Source organism: Algiphilus aromaticivorans DG1253 (genome assembly GCF_000733765.1).
In the GTDB taxonomy this organism is placed as follows: Bacteria; Pseudomonadota; Gammaproteobacteria; order Nevskiales; family Nevskiaceae; genus Algiphilus; species Algiphilus aromaticivorans.
This window is the reverse complement of sequence record NZ_JPOG01000001.1, coordinates 3,779,191-3,800,396: the sequence shown is the minus strand read 5'-3', so window position 1 is coordinate 3,800,396 and position 21,206 is coordinate 3,779,191. Positions and strand designations below refer to the sequence as shown.

The window sequence follows — 21,206 nt, the reverse complement described above, 5'->3', positions numbered from 1 at the left end:
CGGAACCAGTTGAGAGCCAGCCCCTGCTCACCGCTGCGCCAAGCCACCAGCAGGCGCGTGCGCTCGCGCGGCACTTCCACCTGCAGGCGCACCAGGCGGCCGTCGGCGAGCCAGGGATAGGCCAGATGCCGTGGCACGAAGCCAACGCCCAGCCCGGCGGCCTGGCGGCGATCTTGTGCATGACGCCGGACACTGCCAGCACGGGCTGGCCATCCTGCACGCCCGCGGTGCGCGCGGCGAGCTTGCGCGCCGAGTCGGCGGCCACCACGGAGCGATGCCGGCGCAGCACGCGCGGTGGCAGCGGTCCCTTATCGGCCTCGGCCACCAGGGGGTGGTCGGGCGCGCAGGCGAAATCCCAGGCGATCTCGGCCAGGCGGGCGCTGCTCAGGCCGTAGCGCTGGGTGCCTCGCCGCCGGCGATGGCGATGTCGGCACGGCCGCCGATGAGCGTCCCAGGGACCGCCCAGGGTTTCCTCGATCAGGCGCAGCTCGGTGCGCGTGGCCAGCGCGTCGAAGTCGGCAACCAAGGGAACAGCCAGTCCACCGGCAGCATGGCGTCGGCGGCGATGCCCAGCCGCGCCTCCCAGCCCTCGCCCAGCTTGCGCAGGCGGTTGTCGGTGGCCTCGGCCTGGCGCAGCAGCGCGCGCGCTTCCTCGACGACCGCCTGGCCGGCGGCGGTGAGCTGCATGCGCCGCCCGACGCGCTCGAAGAGCTGCAGGTTGTAATCCGATTCCAGCTTCTGGACGGTATAGGTCAGCGCTGATGGCACGCGATGCAGGCGCTCGGCGGCGCGCGCGAAGCTGCCGGCCTCGGCGATGGTTTCCAGCGTGCGCAACGATTCCAGGGTCAGGCGCATGGCGGCATTCAAATGAATTGATTACTGGATTCTGCACGCTCCGCTTTTTCATCGCCACGCCGAGGCATAGATTGCGGCTCAGGTTTCAATAGAGATGAAAGCCATGAAGCTCCATGTCGTCCGCTACACCCCTCGTACCGGCTCGCGTACTGCGCGTCTGCTCGATCACGCCCTGGCGCAGCTCGAGGTCACGCCCACCGTCACCGACCTCGGCGCCAGCCAGCCACCGCTCTTCGACACCACACGCGTCGACGCCTACGTCGCGCGCAACTACGGTGGCGCCGAACTCTCCGCGCAGGCGGCCGCGGCTATCAAGCCATGGATGCCTACGTCGACAAGCTGCGCGCGGCCGATCGCGTCATTCTTGCCACGCCGATGCACAACTTCGGTCTGCCGGCGCCGGTGAAGGCCTGGTTCGATGCCGTCATCCAGAAGGATCGGACATGGACGGTGCGCGACGGGCAGTACGAGGGATGGCTGACCGGCCACAAGGCGCTCGTGCTTTACACCAGTGCTGGCCAGTACGAGGAGGAACCCGGCAGCTACGACCTGCTCACGCCCACCGTGCGCCAGCTCTTCGGCTTCATGGGTTTCCAGGAGGTCGATGTCGTCGCCGGGCAGGGAGCCGCCGCTGATCCGGACACGGTCGAACAGCGCCTGGCTGCGGCCTGCGGGCGTATCGACGGCGTGTTGGCGCGCTGGCGCGCCTGAGGCATTACCAGTAGATCGCGGCCTGCATGCTGAAATCCGGCGAAGCGTGGACGCCCAGATCCTCCTGGAAAAGAAGGTGGAGGCGGGTGGTCGCGCCGAGCCGGAAGACGCCGCCCACTGAAAGCTGCACGCTGTCGCGGGCCAGTGCCTCTATTTCGCTGTCGGTGTAGGGCGCGCGGTGCGCGTAGATCTGCACCAGGCCAGTGAGCCAGTTGGTGATATCCAGCCCCAGGCCTGCACCGCCGAAGGGTGTGACGCGGCGCTGTTGCTCGGGCAGGACGTCGCCGCGCTCGTTGAAGGCGCCGCCGGCGGACAGGAACCCGCTAACCGGCCCGGCACGAAAATCGCGCGTGACCCAGAGCGCCGCACCCCAGGCGCCGCCGCCGGATAGCTTGTCGCCGTCGCCGGTGGGGGCGCGCAGCTGTGCACCCAGCAACCAGTCGTCGGCGGGCTCGAAATGCCAGGCGACTTCCAGGTCGCCGAGGCGGTTGCCGCGGTCCTGCACGTTGAGCAGTACTTCGCCGTCGCGCTCGTAATAGAAGACGTACTGGTCGTCGAGCGCTTGGTCACGCCCGCCCTGCGGTAGCCCGAAGAAGTCGTGCCAGTCGACGATGATGCTGTCCATGAAGCCGCCGCCCTGGTGCAGCAACGGCAGGCGCACGCTCCAGAAACTGCGTTGGGAGAAGCGTCCGCTGGCGGACAGCGCCAGCTTGTAAACCTCGCCGTCGGCGAGGAATCGCTCGTCGGCCGCTTCCAGCGCCGCATACTCGCTGATCAGATCGAAGCTGGCGCCGAAGTCGAGCTGCCCGGCTTCCGGGGCGCGTGGTGCGAGTTCGGGCAGCGGCACGGCGCGCGCCAGCTGAGCGTCGTTGCGCACGGCGAAGAAATCGGCGGCTGGGGCGGCGGGCAGGGCGCACAGCAGGAGCAGTGCGCAGACAATTCGATACGGCATGGAGGCTCGGCCATAGGCGGAAGTGTCGCCGAGGATAGCCGATGCGCATCGGAATGCTGCGAAGGGTCTGCTAGTATCGCGCGCCCGAATTGATCCCACAGCAGCAGGTGCTGCCATGTCCGCCGTAACCGAAAACACCCGAATCCGCAGTGTGCGCCCCGTTTCGACCCCGGCCGAAGTCCAGGGCGAGTACCCGATGTCGCAGGCCGCCATCGATACCGTGCTGAGCGCCGCCGCGAGATCCAGGAGATCCTCGCCGGTCAGAGTGACCGCCTGCTTGTTATTGTCGGCCCGTGCTCGATCCATGACCCAGAGGCAGCCCTGGAGTACGCCGAGCATCTGCGCGCGTTGCGTGAGCAGCTGTCACGCGACCTGCTGGTGGTCATGCGCGTCTATTTCGAGAAGCCGCGCACCACGGTCGGCTGGAAGGGCCTGATCAACGACCCGAGCCTGGACGACAGCTACCACATCGACACCGGCCTGCGCGCCGCGCGCAAGCTGCTGCTGCAGCTCACCGAGTCGGGTGTGCCGGCGGGCGTGGAGTTCCTCGACCTGCTGACGCCGCAGTACCTGGCGGATCTGGTCAGCTGGGGCGCCATCGGCGCGCGCACCACCGAGTCGCAGCTTCACCGTGAAATGGCTTCCGGGCTGTCCTGCCCCGTCGGCTTCAAGAACGGCACTGACGGCTCGGTGAAGCTGGCCGTGGACGCCGTCATGTCGGCGGCGCACTCGCATCACTTCCTGTCGATGACGCGCGACGGTCAGGTCGGCATCTTCGAGACCACCGGCAACCCGGACTGTCACCTCATCCTGCGCGGCGGCTCCAGCGGCACCAATTACGACGCCGCCAGCGTTGACGCGGCCTGCGCGGGGCTGGCCAAGGCCGGGCTGCCCGAGCAGGTGATGATCGACTTCTCGCACGCCAACAGCCAGAAGGAGCACAAGCGGCAGATCAGCGTCGGCCAGGATGTGGGCGCCCAGATCGCCGAGGGTGACAACCGCATCGTCGGCGTCATGGTCGAGTCGCATCTGCAGGAAGGCGCCAGGACCTCGGCGGCGAGCTGACCTACGGCCAGTCCGTCACCGACGCCTGCATCGGCTGGGATGACACCGTCGCTGTGCTGCGCGAGTTGGCCGGAAATGTCGCGCAGCGGCGCAAGCGGTTGGCCGAGACCGCCTGAGCGAAGGCGTTCAGTTAGGGGGGGCGTCGCCGAGCGCCAGGCTGCGTTAGCCAGCTCGACGTGCGACGACCTCCAGGTATTCCGACTCGCAGTAGGTGCCGCCGTCGGCCGCTTGTTGTGCGCCTTCCAGTGCTGCGTCAACTCCGCGTGCAGCGCTGCCTGGCCTGCTTCGTCGAGGGCAGCGAAGGCCTTCTGCGCCGGCCGTAGTAGTCGCGAAAGAGATCGACCACCTCCGCCGGGCCGAAGGGATATTCGAAGGGGTAGTGGCGGCGGTCAACGTCAACTCGGCGCCCTCGCGAGGCGCTGCCGAACGGTAGCCTCGTCGCCCCATTTGACCGCGGCGCCATCAGCGGGAGGGCGTCGCTGCTGCCGAGCTCTTGTTCTGCGCGACGAAGCTGCTTCGAGCAGTCCGCGCCACGAGACGCGGTGGCCGCCGAACTGCTTCGCGTCTGCCGGCCCGGCGGCCGCATTGTCATGGGCAACTGGACGCCCGAAGGCTTCGTCGGCGGCATGTTCAAGATCATCGGCAGGCACGCGCCGCCCTCCCCGCTGATGGCGCCGCCGGTCAAATGGGGCGACGAGGCTACCGTTCGCAGCGCCTCGGCGAGGGCGCCGAGTTGACGTTGACCCGCCGCCACTACCCCTTCGAATATCCCTTCGCCCGGCGGAGGTGGTCGATCTCTTTCGCGACTACTACGGCCCGGCGCAGAAGGCCTTCGCTGCCTCGACGAAGCAGGCCAGGCAGCGCTGCACGCGGAGTTGACGCAGCACTGGAAGGCGCACAACCAAGCGGCCGACGGCGGCACCTACTGCGAGTCGGAATACCTGGAGGTCGTCGCACGTCGAGCTGGCTAACGCAGCCTGGCGCTCGGCGACGCCCCCCCCCTAACTGAACGCCTTCGCTCAGGCGGTCTCGGCCAACCGCTTGCGCCGCTGCGCGACATTTCCGGCCAACTCGCGCAGCACAGCGACGGTGTCATCCCAGCCGATGCAGGCGTCGGTGACGGACTGGCCGTAGGTCAGCTCGCCGCCGAGGTCCTGGCGCCCTTCCTGCAGATGCGACTCGACCATGACGCCGACGATGCGGTTGTCACCCTCGGCGATCTGGGCGCCCACATCCTGGCCGACGCTGATCTGCCGCTTGTGCTCCTTCTGGCTGTTGGCGTGCGAGAAGTCGATCATCACCTGCTCGGGCAGCCCGGCCTTGGCCAGCCCCGCGCAGGCCGCGTCAACGCTGGCGGCGTCGTAATTGGTGCCGCTGGAGCCGCCGCGCAGGATGAGGTGACAGTCCGGGTTGCCGGTGGTCTCGAAGATGCCGACCTGACCGTCGCGCGTCATCGACAGGAAGTGATGCGAGTGCGCCGCCGACATGACGGCGTCCACGGCCAGCTTCACCGAGCCGTCAGTGCCGTTCTTGAAGCCGACGGGGCAGGACAGCCCGGAAGCCATTTCACGGTGAAGCTGCGACTCGGTGGTGCGCGCGCCGATGGCGCCCCAGCTGACCAGATCCGCCAGGTACTGCGGCGTCAGCAGGTCGAGGAACTCCACGCCCGCCGGCACACCCGACTCGGTGAGCTGCAGCAGCAGCTTGCGCGCGGCGCGCAGGCCGGTGTCGATGTGGTAGCTGTCGTCCAGGCTCGGGTCGTTGATCAGGCCCTTCCAGCCGACCGTGGTGCGCGGCTTCTCGAAATAGACGCGCATGACCACCAGCAGGTCGCGTGACAGCTGCTCACGCAACGCGCGCAGATGCTCGGCGTACTCCAGGGCTGCCTCTGGGTCATGGATCGAGCACGGGCCGACAATAACAAGCAGGCGGTCACTCTGACCGGCGAGGATCTCCTGGATCTCGCGGCGGGCGCTCAGCACGGTATCGATGGCGGCCTGCGACATCGGGTACTCGCCCTGGACTTCGGCCGGGGTCGAAACGGGGCGCACACTGCGGATTCGGGTGTTTTCGGTTACGGCGGACATGGCAGCACCTGCTGCTGTGGGATCAATTCGGGCGCGCGATACTAGCAGACCCTTCGCAGCATTCCGATGCGCATCGGCTATCCTCGGCGACACTTCCGCCTATGGCCGAGCCTCCATGCCGTATCGAATTGTCTGCGCACTGCTCCTGCTGTGCGCCCTGCCCGCCGCCCCAGCCGCCGATTTCTTCGCCGTGCGCAACGACGCTCAGCTGGCGCGCGCCGTGCCGCTGCCCGAACTCGCACCACGCGCCCCGGAAGCCGGGCAGCTCGACTTCGGCGCCAGCTTCGATCTGATCAGCGAGTATGCGGCGCTGGAAGCGGCCGACGAGCGATTCCTCGCCGACGGCGAGGTTTACAAGCTGGCGCTGTCCGCCAGCGGACGCTTCTCCCAACGCAGTTTCTGGAGCGTGCGCCTGCCGTTGCTGCACCAGGGCGGCGGCTTCATGGACAGCATCATCGTCGACTGGCACGACTTCTTCGGGCTACCGCAGGGCGGGCGTGACCAAGCGCTCGACGACCAGTACGTCTTCTATTACGAGCGCGACGGCGAAGTACTGCTCAACGTGCAGGACCGCGGCAACCGCCTCGGCGACCTGGAAGTCGCCTGGCATTTCGAGCCCGCCGACGACTGGTTGCTGGGTGCACAGCTGCGCGCCCCCACCGGCGACGGCGACAAGCTATCCGGCGGCGGCGCCTGGGGTGCGGCGCTCTGGGTCACGCGCGATTTTCGTGCCGGGCCGGTTAGCGGGTTCCTGTCCGCCGGCGGCGCCTTCAACGAGCGCGGCGACGTCCTGCCCGAGCAACAGCGCCGCGTCACACCCTTCGGCGGTGCAGGCCTGGGGCTGGATATCACCAACTGGCTCACTGGCCTGGTGCAGATCTACGCGCACCGCGCGCCCTACACCGACAGCGAAATAGAGGCACTGGCCCGCGACAGCGTGCAGCTTTCAGTGGGCGGCGTCTTCCGGCTCGGCGCGACCACCCGCCTCCACCTTCTTTTCCAGGAGGATCTGGGCGTCCACGCTTCGCCGGATTTCAGCATGCAGGCCGCGATCTACTGGTAATGCCTCAGGCGCGCCAGCGCGCCAACACGCCGTCGATACGCCCGCAGGCCGCAGCCAGGCGCTGTTCGACCGTGTCCGGATCAGCGGCGGCTCCCTGCCCGGCGACGACATCGACCTCCTGGAAACCCATGAAGCCGAAGAGCTGGCGCACGGTGGGCGTGAGCAGGTCGTAGCTGCCGGGTTCCTCCTCGTACTGGCCAGCACTGGTGTAAAGCACGAGCGCCTTGTGGCCGGTCAGCCATCCCTCGTACTGCCCGTCGCGCACCGTCCATGTCCGATCCTTCTGGATGACGGCATCGAACCAGGCCTTCACCGGCGCCGGCAGACCGAAGTTGTGCATCGGCGTGGCAAGAATGACGCGATCGGCCGCGCGCAGCTTGTCGACGTAGGCATCCATGGGCTTGATAGCCGCGGCCGCCTGCGCGGAGAGTTCGGCGCCACCGTAGTTGCGCGCGACGTAGGCGTCGACGCGTGTGGTGTCGAAGAGCGGTGGCTGGCTGGCGCCGAGGTCGGTGACGGTGGGCGTGACCTCGAGCTGCGCCAGGGCGTGATCGAGCAGACGCGCAGTACGCGAGCCGGTACGAGGGGTGTAGCGGACGACATGGAGCTTCATGGCTTTCATCTCTATTGAAACCTGAGCCGCAATCTATGCCTCGGCGTGGCGATGAAAAAGCGGAGCGTGCAGAATCCAGTAATCAATTCATTTGAATGCCGCCATGCGCCTGACCCTGGAATCGTTGCGCACGCTGGAAACCATCGCCGAGGCCGGCAGCTTCGCGCGCGCCGCCGAGCGCCTGCATCGCGTGCCATCAGCGCTGACCTATACCGTCCAGAAGCTGGAATCGGATTACAACCTGCAGCTCTTCGAGCGCGTCGGGCGGCGCATGCAGCTCACCGCCGCCGGCCAGGCGGTCGTCGAGGAAGCGCGCGCGCTGCTGCGCCAGGCCGAGGCCACCGACAACCGCCTGCGCAAGCTGGGCGAGGGCTGGGAGGCGCGGCTGGGCATCGCCGCCGACGCCATGCTGCCGGTGGACTGGCTGTTCCCCTTGGTTGCCGACTTCGACGCGCTGGCCACGCGCACCGAGCTGCGCCTGATCGAGGAAACCCTGGGCGGTCCCTGGGACGCGCTCATCGGCGGCCGTGCCGACATCGCCATCGCCGGCGGCGAGGCACCCAGCGGCTACGGCCTGAGCAGCGCCCGCCTGGCCGAGATCGCCTGGGATTTCGCCTGCGCGCCCGACCACCCCCTGGTGGCCGAGGCCGATAAGGGACCGCTGCCACCGCGCGTGCTGCGCCGGCATCGCTCCGTGGTGGCCGCCGACTCGGCGCGCAAGCTCGCCGCGCGCACCGCGGGCGTGCAGGATGGCCAGCCCGTGCTGGCAGTGTCCGGCGTCATGCACAAGATCGCCGCCCAGGCCGCCGGGCTGGGCGTTGGCTTCGTGCCACGGCATCTGGCCTATCCCTGGCTCGCCGACGGCCGCCTGGTGCGCCTGCAGGTGGAAGTGCCGCGCGAGCGCACGCGCCTGCTGGTGGCTTGGCGCAGCGGTGAGCAGGGGCTGGCTCTCAACTGGTTCCGCGAGCGGCTGCGTGGCGACGAAGCGCTGCGCGCGCGCTTCGACTGCAGCGAGGCCTGAGGCCTACCAGAGCGCTACAAGCGCCCCGGCCAGCAGCACCGCCACGCCACCGATCTCGGCCACGATGAGCGCGCCCATGAAGGCGTGCAGTGGCCAGGCAGGCAGGCGGCGCGCACCCAGCACGTGCGGAGAACGCAGCTGATTGTCGGTATCACCCAGCGCGCCGTGCAGGACGTAGCTGGCAATAGCCAGCGTGAAGAAGATCAGCGGCCAGAGAACCGCCTGCAGATTCACCCAGCCCGGCCAGACCGAAACCGCGGCGAGCGCAGCCAGCACCAGCGCCGCGAAGCTGTAGAGCAGGCTGGCACGGTGTGCGATGTCGACATAGGGATGCGCCTGCGCGTTCGACGAGCGCGCGATCTGAGCGTACTTCCAGACGCCGGTGAGCAGACCCACCATCAGCAGCGCACCGGCGGCGGACAGTGCCAACCGTACGGCGGTCGGCAGCGCGAGGGGATCGATCATGAAGGCTTCCGGAAAACGGGAGGCCGCATAATCGCAGCATCCAAAGCGCGCCGCAGACCCAATGCCCGATTCCGTTATCCCCATCGCCATCGTCACCCCCGGCTGGAGCCAGATCGGCTGGGTCTGCCTGCTGGCCTTTCTGCCGCTCGCCATCGCCCTGGCCTACCGCCGCATCGCGCCCAACAGCGCGCAGGCGATGCCGCCAGCGATACGCGGGGGCATCGTGTTGGCGCTCGGCATCATCGGCGCGATGGCCGCAACCATCGGCAGCTGGGTGATCAGCAGCAACGGCGCCTGGAACGATGGCGAACATATGCACATGCGCGCCAGCCGTGCCTTCTCCATCAAGCTGCCGCTCGACGAGCTGCATCCGGAGCAAGCCACGCCCATCGCCTTCGACGCCCTTGAAGCGGAAGGCCGCATTCGCACGCCGGGCTACGCCGCCGGCGCCTACCGCGACACCGAGGGCCGGCGCGTCTTCGTGCTATGGGCCGGGGCGCCGCTGACCCGCATTCCTACCGATCGCGACTTCGATATCGCCGTCGCCATCACCGACCCGGCCGCGCTGCGCTGAGGGCTCACCGCCTCACTTCCCGCTAAGCTTCGCGCTGCTTGTTGCAAAACGATGAAACGGAGCGTGACTTGATAAAGAATTGGCTGGCGGGCCTGGGAATGCTTAGCTTGATGCCAGGGGTGGCTACAGCCGCCGAGACCGGTATCGGCTTACGCGCCTCCACCCTTGGTGCCGGCGCCGAGCTTTCGGTCGGGCTGCTCGACCGACTGGTGTTGCGCGTGCCCTTCAACACCTTCCGCTACAGCGACGACATCACCGAGGACGACATCAACTACGACGGCGAGCTGCAGCTGCGCACGGTAGGGCTGCTCGCCGACGTGCACATCTTCGGCGGCGGCTTCCATCTCACCGGCGGCCTCTACAGCAATGGCAACGAAATCAACCTACTCGCCAGCGAAGCCACCGGCAACGACAGCTTCCAGGTGGGCAATCGCAGCTATCGTTCCGACCCCAATAATCCTTTTGAACTCACGGCCGGCCTGGACTTCGAGTCCGTGGCGCCCTACGCGGGCGTCGGCTGGGGCAACGCCGCGCAGGCCGAGAACAACGGCGTCTACTTCAAGCTGGAGTTGGGCGTGCTCTTCCAGGGCAGCCCGAGCGCCGAGGCAAAAGGCTCCGGCAGCGTGTGCGACGTGGCGTCCCCGGACTGCAGCACAACCTCCTTCGACGTCGAGGGCAACGATCCGCGCGCGGTGGTTTTCCGGGAAGAACTCGAGAGAGAACGTGCAGACCTGGAAGCCGGACTTGACGACTTCAAGCTCTATCCCGTAGCCGGCTTCTCCATCGGCTACCGCTTCTAGCACCGCGGGTGCTGCTCGCAGCCTTCTGCCTAACAGCCTTTATCGCCGCCGTCGTCTCGGGGGCGCTGGGGCTGGGTGGCGGCACCCTGCTGGTGGGCGTGCTCTTCGCGGCCGGGCTGCCACCAGCGCAGGCGGTGCCACTCTTTGCCATCGTGCAGCTCACGGCCAACGGCACGCGCAGCCTGCGCTACCTGCACGCCGTGCATATACCGGCCTTGCTGAGTTTTTCGGCTGCCAGCCTTCCGGCTGCCCTGCTCTTCGCGCCGATGGCCGAGTCCGCGCCGCTGCACTGGGTGCAGCTCGGACTGGGTGCGATGATCCTCTACTCGCTACTGCCGGCGCGGACGCCCGACAAGACACCCGGCGCCCCCGGCTCAGCGGCCTACGCCGGGGCCGGCCTGCTCAACGGCAGCGTCGGCATGTTCATCGGCGCCACCGGGCTCATTCTCGGCCGCCTGCTGCTGCGTCCGGACTGGCCGCGCGCCCGGGTGGTGGGAACCATCGCCGCGACCCAGGCGCTGGGCCACGCCTTCAAGATTCTGGGCTTCGCCGTCACCGGTGGGGCGCTGCTGCTGGATCCCGTGACGACCATCGCCATGTGCGTGGCCGCAGTGGCCGCAGTGGCCGGCACGGTCGCCGGCACGCGTCTGGGCGAGCGACTGCCGGAAGCACGCTTCCGACGCATCTTCCGGATCGTACTCCTGCTGCTGGCGGCTCAACTCTGCATCGGCGGCATAATGCGCGCATGGATGCCCTTCTAAGCGCAGCCGAGGTCGAGACCATCATCCGCGAAGGCCTGCCGGAGGCCGCGGACATGGGCCTGCGTATCACCGAGGTTGGCGGGGGTTTTGCAACGATCCGTATCCCTTACTCGCCGCGCATGCTGCGGCCCGGCGATCGCGTCTCCGGCCCGACACTGTTCGCGGCCATCGACACCGCCATGTATGCCGCCGTGCTGGCGCACATCGGCAATCAGCCCATGGCCGTGACCTCGGACATGACACTGCACTTCCTGCGCGCCTGCGCCGCTCGCGACATCATCGCGCGCGCCGAAGTCATCAAGCTGGGCCGGCGCCTGGCGGTACTGAGCGTCACAGTAGGCGCCGACGGCGATCCGCCGGCCGTGCACGCCACCGGCAGCTACGCGCTGCCACCGCAAAAGAGCTAGCTCAGCAGGCCTGGCAGCCAAGTCGCCAGCACCGGCACCAGCGCCACCAGCAGCAGCACCGCCACCTGCAACCCGATGAAGGGCACGACGCCGCGATAGATGTCGGTGGTAGCGACTTCCGGCGGCGCCACGCCACGTAAATAGAAGAGCGCGAAGCCGAAAGGCGGCGTCAGGAAACTGGTCTGCAGATTCATCGCCATCAGCACGCCCAGCCAGATGGGGTCGAGCCCCATCATCAGCAGCGGCACGGCCACGATCGGCACGACCACGAAGACGATTTCGATGAAGTCGAGCACGAAGCCGAGCAGGAACATCAGCAGCATGACGCAGACCAGCGCCGCGATCGGCCCGCCGGGCAGGCCCTGCAGCGCGCCCTGAATCAGCCCGTCGCCGCCGTAGGCATTGAAGACCATGGCGAACATCGACGCGCCGACGAGAATCATGAAAACCATCGTCGTCACCGTCACCGTCTGTTTCGCGGTGGCGAGCAGCTCGAGCGCGTTCAGCTTGCCGCGTAAGGCAGCCAGCAGCACAGCGCCCCCTGCCCCCACGCCGGCAGCCTCGGTGGCGGTGGCGTAGCCGCCGAGGATGGCGCCCAGCACCAGCACGATGAGCGCCACCGGCGGCAGCAGCGCCGTACCCAGACGCCACAGCGAGGGCCCCGGCTCCCGCTCCGACGTCTCGCCTTCGACGAAGGGCGCGCGCTGCGAGACGACGAGCACGTAGACCACATAGACCGCCACCAGCACCAGACCCGGAATCAACGCACCGGCAAAGAGATCGCCCACCGAGACCGTTTCCACCGACCAGATGCCCTGCCGCAGCTGCGCCTGCTGGTAGGCCGAGGACAGCACATCGCCGAGCAGCACCAGCACGATGGAAGGTGGAATGATCTGGCCCAGGGTGCCGGCCGCGCATATGGCGCCGCTGGCCAGCGGCGGCGCCACGCCGCGCGCCAGCAGCGTGGGCATGGAGATCAAGCCCATGGCGACGACGGTGGCGCCGACGATGCCGGTGCTCGCCGCCAGCAACGCGCCCACCACCACCACCGAGGCCAGCAGGCCACCGCGCAGCCGACCGAAGAGCGCGCCCATGGTCTGCAGAAGATCCTCGGCCAGCCGGCTGCGTTCCAGCATGACGCCCATGAAAACGAAGAGCGGCACCGCCATCAGCGTGGCATTGCTCATGGTCCCGTAGACGCGGCTGGCGATATCCAGCAGCTGAGCGGACTCGAACGCACCAATACCGATGCCCAGCAGCGCGAACCACAGCGCCACGCCCGCCAGCGTGAAGGCCACCGGATAGCCCAGCAGCAGCACGGTGCAGACGACGACGAACATGACGATCGCGATACCGGCCATCACAGCGCCTCGTCGTGATGCGGGGCGGCCAGCGACTCACCGCCGAGGCCTAGCAATGCCGCCGAAGCCAGCGCCTGCAGGCCGAGCTGCGCCGCGGCAACGGGCATCAATGTCTTCAGTAGATAGACGAAGGGCAGGCCGGAGGATTCCACCGAGGTCTCACCGATGCGCCAGGATTCCGCCACATAGGGGATGGTCGCCCACAGCAGGAAGGCCGCGAAGGGCAGCAGCAGCAGCAGGTGCCCGGCGATTTCGATACGTCGCTGTGTCGCCGGTGCCACGCGCGCGCGGAACACGTCGACGCGCACATGCGCGTCGGCAACGATGGCGCCGGCGGCGGCTAGCAGGAAGATGGCCGCGTGCAGGTACTGCGCACTCTCCTGCAGCCAGATCAGGCCGATACCGAAGCCGTAACGCAGGATCACCACGGCGAGGAAAACCACCACCATGGCGATGGCTAAGCCACCCATGGCCGCGGCAACGCCGCGATTGGCCGTGCGCACGGTGCGAGCGGCGGCGAGCAGCCCCCGGCGCAGCCCGCCCTCGCCGGCACGGCGGCTCACAACGGCAGCGCCTCCGAGTCCAGGTGGTAGCGCAGGATGCGCGCGTAGGGGCCAGGCTCCTTGATATGCACCAGATCGCCGTCGCGCGGGAAATACCAGTCGTAGAGCCGCGAGATCCAGAAGCGCAGCGCGGCGGCGATCAGCGCTTGGCGCCAGACCGCGCGCTCGTCGCGGCTCGGCTCGCGCTGGGCACAGTAGGCTTCGGTGAGCGCGTGATAGCGCGCGCGATTCAAGCGCCCGTCCTGTTCGAAGCACCAGTCGTTGACGGTCACCGCGACGTCGAAGAGCAAGGCGTCAACACAGGCGTAGTAGAAGTCGATGATGCCGCTGACCTGATCGCCGACGAAGAGCACGTTGTCGCGGAAGAGATCGGCGTGGATCACTCCCTGCGGCAACGCCCCCCAGCCCACCGCGTGGTCGGCGGCCAGCGCCGCGTCAAGCAGCGCGGCAGAGTCGGCATCCAGCTTCGGCCGCACCTGCGCAGCGGTGTCGGCGCGCCAGTCCGGCCCACGCGTGTTGTCGGCGTGTATGCCGAAGGAGCGCGCGCTGCTGTGCAGATGTGCCAGTGCCTCGCCGGCGGCGCGGCACTGAGCCGGGTTCGGGTTCAGCGCGCTGGCACCCTCCAGGCGTTGCACCAGCGCTGCCGGCTTGCCACAGAGTTCGCGCAGCAGATCACCGTCGTTGCCATGCAGCGGTCGCGGCGCGGGCACGCCGCGATCCGCGCAGTGCGCCATCAGCCCCAGGAAGAAGGGCAGATCGTCGTGGTCGAGGCGCTCGAAGACGGTGAGCACGAAGCGTCCGTCCTCGGTGTCGACGAAGTAGTTGGTGTTCTCCACCCCCTCGCCGATACCCTGATAGCCGATCAGTGCCCCCAGCGGATACTCCGCGAGGAAGGCACGCAGCGCCTGGTGCGAAACCTTGGTGAAGACGGACATGCGCGCGATCGCGTGCTCTGGGGCGCCACAAAATACACCAAAGGCGCCGCGGCCGGCTTTATGGGCCGCTAACGCCGCACGATGTCGGGGTCATCGAGCAGCAGACCGACTTCCTCGACCACGCCCTCGGCGCTGATATCGCGCACGATCAATTCGAAGGGCCCCAGCGGTACGCGGTCGCCCAGCTCCAGCCCACCGCGCAGTCGCTCGGTGAAGACCTCGCGCAGCGTCTTGCCACGCATATCCTGCGGCAGGCTGATGTCGAAGCGCTTGGCGATGGAATCCACCGAAGCATCCGGCGGCAGCGAGAAATCCCCCAGAAAGTCGCGCGCATCCACAGTATCCACCGCCGTATAGATGCGATCGAGCAGGCGCAGATGCCGTTCCGCGCAGAAGAGATAGACCGTATCGCCGGCGCGCAGCTGCCCGGCCTGATGCGGCCGCTGGCTCTCGCCGTCACGCAGGATGAGCGACGGTCGCGCCCAACGCGGAATACGCGTAGCGCGCAGCGCCGGGCTGTTGGCTGCCAGGCGATAGCCGACCAGCTCGTGCGCGGCGCGGCCGGGCAGCTCCAGCTCGATGCGATCGATCATGCCGCCCTGCGCGGTCTCGATCAGCTTCAGCCGCTGCGCGGCCAGCTTCACCGTCCAGCCCTGCAGCAGCAGCGAGAAGACCACCACCAGGAAAACGACGTTGAAGAGCAGCTGACCATCCTCCAGACCGACGCGCAGCGGCAGGATGGCGAGCAGAATGCTGACCGCACCGCGCAGGCCCACCCACGAGACGAAGACGGATTCCTGCAAGGAGAAGCGCTGCGGCGCCAGGCAAACCGCCACCGCCATCGGTCGCGCCACCAGCGTCAGCAACAACGCTAACCCTATCGCCGGCAGCAGCACATCGAGAAAAGTCGAAGGCACCGCGAACAGCCCGAGCGTGACGAACATCAGGATCTGCGCCAGCCAGGTCAGCCCGGCCTGGAAACGACGCATCGAGTACCGACCCTTGAGGTGCTGGTTGCCGGCCACGAGCCCGGCCAGATACACCGCCAGGAAACCACTGCCCCCAACCATCGTGGTGGAGGCAAAGAGGAAGAGCGCCATCCCGAGCACGGCGATGGGGTAGAGCGCGGTCTCGATATCCAGCGAATTCACCAGCCGCACCATCGCCAGACCACCGCCCACGCCCAGCAGCGCACCGAAGCCGAACTGCTGCACCAGCGTCAGCAGCATGCCGCTGATGCCTTCGCGGTCGCCGGCGATCAGGGCGAGAAAACCGAGCACCATGAAGATCGCCACCGGATCGTTGGTGCCGGATTCGATCTCCAGCGTCGAGCGCACGCGCTCCCTGATACGCACGCCGCCGGTGCGCAACAGGAAGAAGACCGCCGCCGCGTCCGTGGACGACAGGCAGGCGCCGAGCAGCAAGGCCATCGGCCAGTCGATGGGCAGCAGCAGCCAGGCCGCGCCCGCCACCAGCAACGCCGTCAGTACCGTGCCCAGCGTCGCCAGCGTCAGCGCCGGCGCCGCCGCCTTGCGGTAAGCGCGCCATGAGGTCGCGAAGCCACTGTCGAAGAGGATGACCGCCAGTGCCAGGCTGCCAACCCAGTAAGCGATATCGGGGTCGTTGAAGTTGATTCCGCCGATACCGTCCTGGCCCGCGAGCAGACCGACGCCGAGGAATACCAGCAACAGCGGCGCGCCCATCCGGAAGGAGAGCACGCTGCTGAAGATACTGATCACCACCAGCGAGGCGACGATCAGGATGCTGAGAATGGCGGGATCGGTCACCACGAGGCCGGGCTCGAAAGAAGCTGCGATACAGCGTTGCAGTATACCGGCTCGCGACCGCCGGGCGGTCGGCTAGCGTCGCCAGAAGTACGGCGTGAGGATGACCAGCAGCGGAAAGATTTCCAGACGACCAAGCAGCATCGCGAAGATGCCTACCCACAGGCCGAAATCGTTGACCACCCCGAAGTTGCTCGAGACCTCGCCGAGCCCGGGACCCAGGTTATTGAGCGTCGCTGCCACCGCCGAGAAGGCCGTGACGACATCCAGCCCCGAGGCGAGCATCAGGAAGAAGATGATCAGGTAGAAGCCGGCGTAGACCGAGAAGAAACCCCACACCGCCTGCACGACACGGTCGGGCACGGTGCGGTGCCCGATCTTGATGGGCAGCTCGGCATTGGGGTGAATCATGCGCACGACCTCGCGGATGCCCTGCTTGAAGAGCAGCATTACGCGCACGACCTTCATGCCGCCGGTCGTCGAGGCCGCCGAGCCGCCAATGAAGCTGGCGAAGAGCAACAACGGCGGCAGGATCAGCGGCCAACTCGTGTAGTCAGCAGTAGTGAAGCCCGAGGTCGTGCCAATGGATACCACCTGGAAGAGGGCGTGGGCCAAGGCAGAGAGCCCGTAGCCGTAGGTCCCCGAAACCCACAGCACCAAGGTGACTAGAAGGCTGATACCCCCCAACAGCGCGAGAAAGGTGCGGAACTCGGCATCGCGCCAGTAAGCGATCGGGTGTTTCTCGCGCAGCATCGCGAAATGAAGGCCGAAGTTGACACCGCCGGCGATCATGAAGACGACGCAGATCATCTCGATCAGCGTGCTGTCGAAGTACCCCATACTCGCATCGTGGGTGGAGAATCCGGCGGTCGAGACCGTCGAGAAAGCGTGGCTTATGGCGTCGAAAACGCTCATGCCGGCCAGCCAGTAGGCCAGCCCGCAGGCTACCGTCAGGCTCAGATAGATCTGCCAGAGCACACGCGCGGTTTCGCGAATACGCGGCGTGAGCTTGTTGTCCTTGACCGGCCCCGGCACCTCGGCGCGGTAGATCTGCATGCCGCCGACGCCCAGCAGCGGCAGGATGGCCACGGCAAGAACAATGATTCCCATGCCACCCAGCCACTGCAGCTGCTGGCGGTAATAGAGGACACCCTGCGGCAGCCCGTCCAGGCCGGTGAGAACCGTCGCGCCGGTCGTGGTGAGCCCCGAGACAGCCTCGAAGGCAGCCTGCGCCAGCCCCAGCCGCGGCGTCAATGCCAGATACATGGGGATCGCAGCGAAGAGACTGAGCACCGTCCAGAAGAGCACGACGACCAGGAAGCCCTCCCGGATCTTCAGCTCACGGCGGTAGCTGCGGACCGGCACCCAAAGCAGCGCACCGGTGCCCAGGGTAATGAAGAAGCCGGTGACGAAGGCCAGCGCCACCGCCTCGCGATAGATCAGATCCACCAACGCCGGCGGCAACATTGTCACCGAGAAAATCATCAGCAGCAGACCCACGACGCGCTGGACGGTCGCGTAGCGGTGTCTCAGCTGCGGCAGTCGCATCAGAGAAAGGTCGGCGGCACGTTGAAGAGCTCTTCCACCGCGCGCGTGTATTTGCGGTTGACGATGAAGAGCACGACATGGTCACCGCCCTGGATGACGACGTTGCGGTGGGCGATGATCACCTGATCGCCGCGCACAATGGCACCGATGGTGGTGCCCGGCGGCAGATCGATCTCCTCGAGCCGACGCCCCACCACCCGTGAATTCTCGCGGTCGCCGTGCGCTACGGCCTCGATGGCCTCGGCCGCGCCGCGACGCAGGCTGTGCACGCGCGCGACGTCGCCGCGCCGGACGTGCGCCAGCACCGCCGAGACGGTGGCCTGCTGAGGCGAAATGGCGATGTCGATGATGCCGCCCTCGACCAGGTCGATATAGGAGAGCCGGTTGATCAACGACAAGGCCTTGTGCGCACCCAGACGCTTGGCGAGCATCGCCGACAGGATGTTGGCCTCGTCATCGTTGGTGATGGCGCAGAAGACATCCATGTCCTCGATGTTCTCCTCCACCAGCAAGTCTTCATCTGCAGCGTCGCCGCAGAGCACGATGCCGCGGTCGAGCCGCTCGGAGAGCATGCGCGCGCGGTTGCGATCGCGCTCGATGATCTTGACCTGGGCGTGGCCTTCCAGCGCCTGCGCCAGCTTCAGGCCGATGTTGCCGCCGCCGGCCAGCATGACGCGACGCACCGGCCGATCGACGCGCCGCAGCTCGGCCATGATCTTGGGTGCGACCTCCACCGCGGCGATGAAGAAGACCTCATCCTCGGCCTCAAGGATAGTGTCACCCTCGGGCAGCAGCGGCCGCCCGCGGCGATAGATCGCAGCCACGCGCGCATCGAGGCCGGGCAGATGCTGCGGCAGCTCCTTGAGCTGGCGCCCCACCAGTGGCCCGCCGTAGTAGGCGCGCAGGCCGATGAGCCGCACGCGACCGTCGGCGAAGTCCACCACCTGCAGCGCACCCGGATACTCGATCAGCCGCCGGATGGAATCGGTAACCAACTGCGCCGGGGAGATGTGCATCTCCATCGGGAAGCTGCTGTGATCAAAAAGATTGTCGACGGGGCGCAAGTATTCGTCGGAGCGCACACGCGCAATCTTCGTCGGCGTATTGAAGAGATTGGCAGCGATGCGGCACGCCACCATATTGACCTCGTCCGACTCGGTCACGGCGATGATCATGTCCGCGTCGGCACCGCCAGCGTCGCGCAGCACCTGCGGAAAGGAGGCGTGACCGTGGACGATGCGCAGGTCGAGGCGATCGCGCAGCTCGTTGAGCAACGCCTCGTTGGTGTCGACCACAGTCACGTCATTCTGTTCGCCGGCCAGATTGTCCGCCAGTGAGGCTCCGACCTGTCCAGCGCCGAGGATGATGATCTTCAAAGCGGCGTCACTTCGCTGTACTAGCCCGGCATGATACGCCCCGCGCCCGGCGTCGGCTGCCTTTGCGGCTGCGCAATTTATACGATGGTTCCCCGGTGACCGCGCGGCTAATCTGGTCGGCTCGACACAACAAGAGCGCACCCACTGCGCCTGCGAGGAGACAAGATGCCGTTACGCCACCCGGCTGCCGCTGCGTTGCTGGCCACCGCCCTGTGCGGCCTCGCCGGCTGCGGCGGCAGCAAGCCACCCGCCGGCACTGGCGACACCCCGCCGGAGGGCGCGGATCTGCGCGTCGCCGAAGGTGCGCATATCGTCGTCCCGGTTGGCACACGCGTCGGACTCGGTGAGGAAGAGACGGCGCCGCGCGCCTGGCGGCAGCAGCGCGGACCGGCCATGGCGCTGGCCGGCGACGTGCTCGTCGCTCCCGATGTGGCCGTTGCCACCGAACTGCGCTATCGCGCCGAGGGCGACCAGACCGGCATTCTCGTCCAGCCCCGTCCCGACGCGGCCTGCGCCGAGGGCGCGCGCTGCGCCGCCGCCTCGAAGCGCCGCATCACGCCGGCAAGCAGGCACATCGAAGGCGTCGAGGAAGAGCGCCTGCTGATCGCACCCAAGACGCAGCGCTTCAACCTCGGCGGCTTCGGCATCGACCCCACGCAGAATTTCCCGGCGCCGCTCGATCAGCTCTCCGACACTCTCACGATTCCCGCTGACCAGCGCTTCCACCACAACCGCGCGGACGACGACGAACACACGTGGCTGCGCAGCTTCGTGCTTAGCGAAGGCGGCACAATCGTCGTCTTCCTGACCGTCGACGCGGTGGGCGCCGGGAATATCGTTAGCGGCGAGATAAGCCGACGCATCGCCGAAGCAACCGGCGTCGACGCCGCTCAGATCCTCTTCGGCTCCACGCACAGCCACGCCGGTGCCGATCTGCAGGGCCTATGGGGCGGCGTGCCGCAGGACTGGATCGAGAACGTCCTCTATCCCGAGGCCGTCGGCGTCGTAGCCGACGCGCTGGGCGCCCTGCGCGAGGTCGAACTCACGCTGCGCCAGGGCGAGGCCACGGCCTTCAACAGCTACCGGCGACCGCAGGTCGACCCCGCCGACGAAGCCGACCCACTCATGAGCCTGTTGGAAGCGCGCGACCGCCGTTCGGGGCGGCCGATCGGTCGCCTACTGCAGTTCAACGCCCACCCCACCAGCATCAACGAGGATCCGCGCACACCGCACCCCGACTACATCCTGGGCGCGGTCGACCGGCTGGAGGCGGACGGCGGCGTCGCCGTCTTCTACAACGGCCCCATCGCCGATGCATCTGCCCGCGGCGGCGATGCCCCGGAGGACGCCACACCCTACGAACGTGTGCGCGCCCGTGGTGGCGCCATGGCCGAGCACGCGCTGGGCTTTGGCGACGGCAACCCGCTGGCGCCGGGGCTGGAATTCCGCCAGCAGCAAGCCATCCTGCCGGTGACCAACCCGCTCTTCATCGCAGCGGCGGCCGCCGGCGCCTTCAACCGCTACTACAATTTCACAGGGCTGCCACTGGAACAGATCCCCTTTGTCAGTGGGGCCTTCACGACATTGCCGCAGATCGCGCCGGTGGCGCCGACGCCGGTGTCTCGCATCCGGCTGGGCAGCGGAAACGCGGCGCTGGACATCGTCACCATTCCCGGCGAGACCACCAACACCTACGGGCGCTCGATCCGTGCGCTGGGGGACGGCAGCCCGATGATGCTGCTGGGCCTCACACACAACAGCTTCGGGTACATCATTCCCGCCGATGAGTTCAACTACCTCGACACCGGCGGCGGCACGGGTCTCTTCCTGCCCTTCACGAACTACGAGGAGTTCGTCTCGCTGGGGCCGCTGACTGCACCGCTGCTGCGACTGCAGGCCTACGCGCCGCTGTTCGACGTCGCGCCCGGTGACCTCGAAGCCCTACCGCCCGCCTTCACGGCCTGCTTCGACGATCCGGCCGCAGAGGACTGCCTCATCAACAGCCTGGTCATGCAGCTGGACTTCCTGCAGCAGGGGCTGATGGACCAGTGCCGCGAAGCAGGCGGTCCCGACGGCTTCTGCGCCCTGCTTGACCCGACTACGCCGCTGGGCGATGTCTGCCGCCAGCTCGGCCTGCCACCCGCAACCTGCGACCTTCTCGGCGAAGAAGAGCCCGCAACACCAGAGGGAACGTCGCTGACCTCGCAGGGCTGACCGCAACACGCTTTCTACCGCTAAGCTGTGGGCTCATCCACGCAAGAAGGG

At 67.5% G+C, this 21,206-nt stretch carries 21 protein-coding genes and 2 pseudogenes; 11 read left to right on the top strand and 12 right to left on the bottom strand.

Annotated features, from left to right (window positions below; all coding sequences use genetic code 11):
* Together U743_RS19825 and U743_RS18440 are read right to left on the bottom strand one after the other, a co-directional pair.
* Positions 1-137: pseudogene (locus tag U743_RS19825) on the bottom strand (LysR family transcriptional regulator); the annotation flags it as partial.
* 340 nt (positions 138-477) lie between these two features.
* A complete protein-coding gene (locus tag U743_RS18440; RefSeq protein WP_156966502.1) occupies positions 478-855 on the bottom strand; it encodes a LysR family transcriptional regulator in 378 nt (125 codons plus the stop codon).
* Positions 856-958: 103 nt separating this feature from the next.
* On the opposite strand from U743_RS18440, the gene U743_RS19370 reads away from it, so the two are divergent.
* Entirely contained in the window at positions 959-1,261 is a 303-nt protein-coding gene (locus U743_RS19370; RefSeq protein ID WP_198022108.1) for a hypothetical protein, read from the top strand.
* Entirely contained in the window at positions 1,174-1,566 is a 393-nt protein-coding gene (locus U743_RS17735; RefSeq protein ID WP_043770376.1) for an NAD(P)H-dependent oxidoreductase, read from the top strand. Before U743_RS19370 ends, U743_RS17735 begins: the two co-directional genes overlap by 88 nt.
* 4 nt (positions 1,567-1,570) lie before the next feature.
* Here the strand turns inward: U743_RS17735 and U743_RS17730 are convergent, their stop codons facing one another.
* Positions 1,571-2,518, bottom strand: a complete 948-nt coding sequence (locus tag U743_RS17730) for a DUF3187 family protein (RefSeq protein WP_043764554.1) — start codon at positions 2,516-2,518, stop codon at positions 1,571-1,573.
* Between the two features lie 115 nt (positions 2,519-2,633).
* Between U743_RS17730 and U743_RS17725 the strand changes: the two are divergent.
* Both U743_RS17725 and U743_RS18435 read left to right on the top strand, forming a co-directional pair.
* Positions 2,634-3,699 (top strand): annotated as a pseudogene (locus tag U743_RS17725) (3-deoxy-7-phosphoheptulonate synthase).
* Positions 3,700-4,125: 426 nt separating this feature from the next.
* Positions 4,126-4,320, top strand: coding sequence for a hypothetical protein (locus U743_RS18435; RefSeq protein WP_052368362.1), 195 nt, complete (start codon positions 4,126-4,128; stop codon positions 4,318-4,320).
* Between the two features lie 282 nt (positions 4,321-4,602).
* Here the strand turns inward: U743_RS18435 and U743_RS17715 are convergent, their stop codons facing one another.
* A complete protein-coding gene (locus U743_RS17715; protein WP_043764556.1) occupies positions 4,603-5,670 on the bottom strand; it encodes a 3-deoxy-7-phosphoheptulonate synthase in 1,068 nt (355 codons plus the stop codon).
* A 115-nt stretch (positions 5,671-5,785) separates the two neighbouring features.
* Here U743_RS17715 and U743_RS17710 point away from each other — a divergent pair, with 115 nt between their 5' ends.
* Positions 5,786-6,733 carry a DUF3187 family protein gene (locus U743_RS17710; protein WP_043764554.1) on the top strand — a complete coding sequence of 316 codons (948 nt, stop codon included), beginning with the start codon at positions 5,786-5,788 and terminating at the stop codon, positions 6,731-6,733.
* A 4-nt stretch (positions 6,734-6,737) separates the two neighbouring features.
* Here U743_RS17710 and U743_RS17705 read toward each other — a convergent pair whose 3' ends face one another.
* Positions 6,738-7,346, bottom strand: coding sequence for an FMN-dependent NADH-azoreductase (locus tag U743_RS17705; RefSeq protein ID WP_198021862.1), 609 nt, complete (start codon positions 7,344-7,346; stop codon positions 6,738-6,740).
* Positions 7,347-7,449: 103 nt separating this feature from the next.
* Here U743_RS17705 and U743_RS17700 point away from each other — a divergent pair, with 103 nt between their 5' ends.
* A complete protein-coding gene (locus U743_RS17700; protein ID WP_043764550.1) occupies positions 7,450-8,367 on the top strand; it encodes a LysR family transcriptional regulator in 918 nt (305 codons plus the stop codon).
* A 3-nt stretch (positions 8,368-8,370) separates the two neighbouring features.
* Here the strand turns inward: U743_RS17700 and U743_RS17695 are convergent, their stop codons facing one another.
* Entirely contained in the window at positions 8,371-8,832 is a 462-nt protein-coding gene (locus U743_RS17695) for a hypothetical protein (protein ID WP_043764548.1), read from the bottom strand.
* Between the two features lie 61 nt (positions 8,833-8,893).
* Here U743_RS17695 and U743_RS17690 point away from each other — a divergent pair, with 61 nt between their 5' ends.
* The 4 genes from U743_RS17690 (at position 8,894) to U743_RS17675 (ending at position 11,374) form a co-directional block, all read left to right on the top strand.
* Positions 8,894-9,406, top strand: a complete 513-nt coding sequence (locus U743_RS17690; RefSeq protein ID WP_043770374.1) for a hypothetical protein — start codon at positions 8,894-8,896, stop codon at positions 9,404-9,406.
* Between the two features lie 68 nt (positions 9,407-9,474).
* Positions 9,475-10,206: a hypothetical protein gene (locus U743_RS17685; RefSeq protein ID WP_156966273.1), complete on the top strand. Its 732-nt coding sequence runs from the start codon at positions 9,475-9,477 to the stop codon at positions 10,204-10,206.
* An 8-nt stretch (positions 10,207-10,214) separates the two neighbouring features.
* Positions 10,215-10,967: a TSUP family transporter gene (locus U743_RS17680; RefSeq protein WP_043770370.1), complete on the top strand. Its 753-nt coding sequence runs from the start codon at positions 10,215-10,217 to the stop codon at positions 10,965-10,967.
* The gene (locus U743_RS17675) at positions 10,952-11,374 is read left to right on the top strand and encodes a PaaI family thioesterase (protein WP_043770367.1); all 423 of its coding nucleotides are present in this window, start codon (positions 10,952-10,954) and stop codon (positions 11,372-11,374) included. The genes U743_RS17680 and U743_RS17675 overlap by 16 nt, the downstream gene beginning before the upstream one ends.
* Here U743_RS17675 and U743_RS17670 read toward each other — a convergent pair.
* The 6 genes from U743_RS17670 to trkA all read right to left on the bottom strand — a co-directional run bounded on the left by U743_RS17670 (position 11,371) and on the right by trkA (position 18,941).
* Positions 11,371-12,735: a TRAP transporter large permease gene (locus tag U743_RS17670; RefSeq protein WP_043770364.1), complete on the bottom strand. Its 1,365-nt coding sequence runs from the start codon at positions 12,733-12,735 to the stop codon at positions 11,371-11,373. The two genes, U743_RS17675 and U743_RS17670, sit on opposite strands and share 4 nt — an antisense overlap.
* Complete coding sequence (locus U743_RS17665) at positions 12,735-13,298, bottom strand: TRAP transporter small permease subunit (protein ID WP_052368361.1); 564 nt, start codon at positions 13,296-13,298, stop codon at positions 12,735-12,737. Before U743_RS17665 ends, U743_RS17670 begins: the two co-directional genes overlap by 1 nt.
* A complete protein-coding gene (locus U743_RS17660; RefSeq protein ID WP_043770361.1) occupies positions 13,295-14,233 on the bottom strand; it encodes a homoserine kinase in 939 nt (312 codons plus the stop codon). Before U743_RS17660 ends, U743_RS17665 begins: the two co-directional genes overlap by 4 nt.
* Before the next feature lie 68 nt (positions 14,234-14,301).
* Positions 14,302-16,023, bottom strand: coding sequence for a potassium/proton antiporter (locus U743_RS17655; protein ID WP_052368360.1), 1,722 nt, complete (start codon positions 16,021-16,023; stop codon positions 14,302-14,304).
* A 69-nt stretch (positions 16,024-16,092) separates the two neighbouring features.
* Positions 16,093-17,565 (bottom strand): TrkH family potassium uptake protein, encoded by a 1,473-nt coding sequence (locus U743_RS17650; protein WP_043770358.1) that lies wholly within the window; start codon positions 17,563-17,565, stop codon positions 16,093-16,095.
* Positions 17,565-18,941, bottom strand: coding sequence for a Trk system potassium transporter TrkA (trkA, locus tag U743_RS17645; protein WP_043770355.1), 1,377 nt, complete (start codon positions 18,939-18,941; stop codon positions 17,565-17,567). Before trkA ends, U743_RS17650 begins: the two co-directional genes overlap by 1 nt.
* Before the next feature lie 165 nt (positions 18,942-19,106).
* Between trkA and U743_RS17640 the strand changes: the two genes are divergently transcribed.
* Positions 19,107-21,155: a hypothetical protein gene (locus U743_RS17640; protein WP_156966500.1), complete on the top strand. Its 2,049-nt coding sequence runs from the start codon at positions 19,107-19,109 to the stop codon at positions 21,153-21,155.
* Positions 21,156-21,206 lie beyond the last annotated feature (51 nt).

Coding starts and splice junctions, on each gene's coding strand:
- U743_RS17705 (WP_198021862.1), bottom strand. CDS start 7,346: ATGAAGCTCCATGTCGTCCGCTACACCCCTCGTACCGGCTCGCGTACT.
- U743_RS17650 (WP_043770358.1), bottom strand. CDS start 17,565: ATGCGACTGCCGCAGCTGAGACACCGCTACGCGACCGTCCAGCGCGTC.
- U743_RS17730 (WP_043764554.1), bottom strand. CDS start 2,518: ATGCCGTATCGAATTGTCTGCGCACTGCTCCTGCTGTGCGCCCTGCCC.
- U743_RS17710 (WP_043764554.1), top strand. CDS start 5,786: ATGCCGTATCGAATTGTCTGCGCACTGCTCCTGCTGTGCGCCCTGCCC.
- U743_RS17715 (WP_043764556.1), bottom strand. CDS start 5,670: ATGTCCGCCGTAACCGAAAACACCCGAATCCGCAGTGTGCGCCCCGTT.
- U743_RS17660 (WP_043770361.1), bottom strand. CDS start 14,233: ATGTCCGTCTTCACCAAGGTTTCGCACCAGGCGCTGCGTGCCTTCCTC.
- U743_RS19370 (WP_198022108.1), top strand. CDS start 959: ATGAAGCTCCATGTCGTCCGCTACACCCCTCGTACCGGCTCGCGTACT.
- U743_RS17735 (WP_043770376.1), top strand. CDS start 1,174: ATGGATGCCTACGTCGACAAGCTGCGCGCGGCCGATCGCGTCATTCTT.
- U743_RS17700 (WP_043764550.1), top strand. CDS start 7,450: ATGCGCCTGACCCTGGAATCGTTGCGCACGCTGGAAACCATCGCCGAG.
- U743_RS17670 (WP_043770364.1), bottom strand. CDS start 12,735: ATGGCCGGTATCGCGATCGTCATGTTCGTCGTCGTCTGCACCGTGCTG.
- U743_RS17640 (WP_156966500.1), top strand. CDS start 19,107: ATGCCGTTACGCCACCCGGCTGCCGCTGCGTTGCTGGCCACCGCCCTG.
- U743_RS17690 (WP_043770374.1), top strand. CDS start 8,894: ATGCCCGATTCCGTTATCCCCATCGCCATCGTCACCCCCGGCTGGAGC.
- U743_RS17675 (WP_043770367.1), top strand. CDS start 10,952: ATGGATGCCCTTCTAAGCGCAGCCGAGGTCGAGACCATCATCCGCGAA.
- U743_RS17695 (WP_043764548.1), bottom strand. CDS start 8,832: ATGATCGATCCCCTCGCGCTGCCGACCGCCGTACGGTTGGCACTGTCC.
- U743_RS18440 (WP_156966502.1), bottom strand. CDS start 855: ATGCGCCTGACCCTGGAATCGTTGCGCACGCTGGAAACCATCGCCGAG.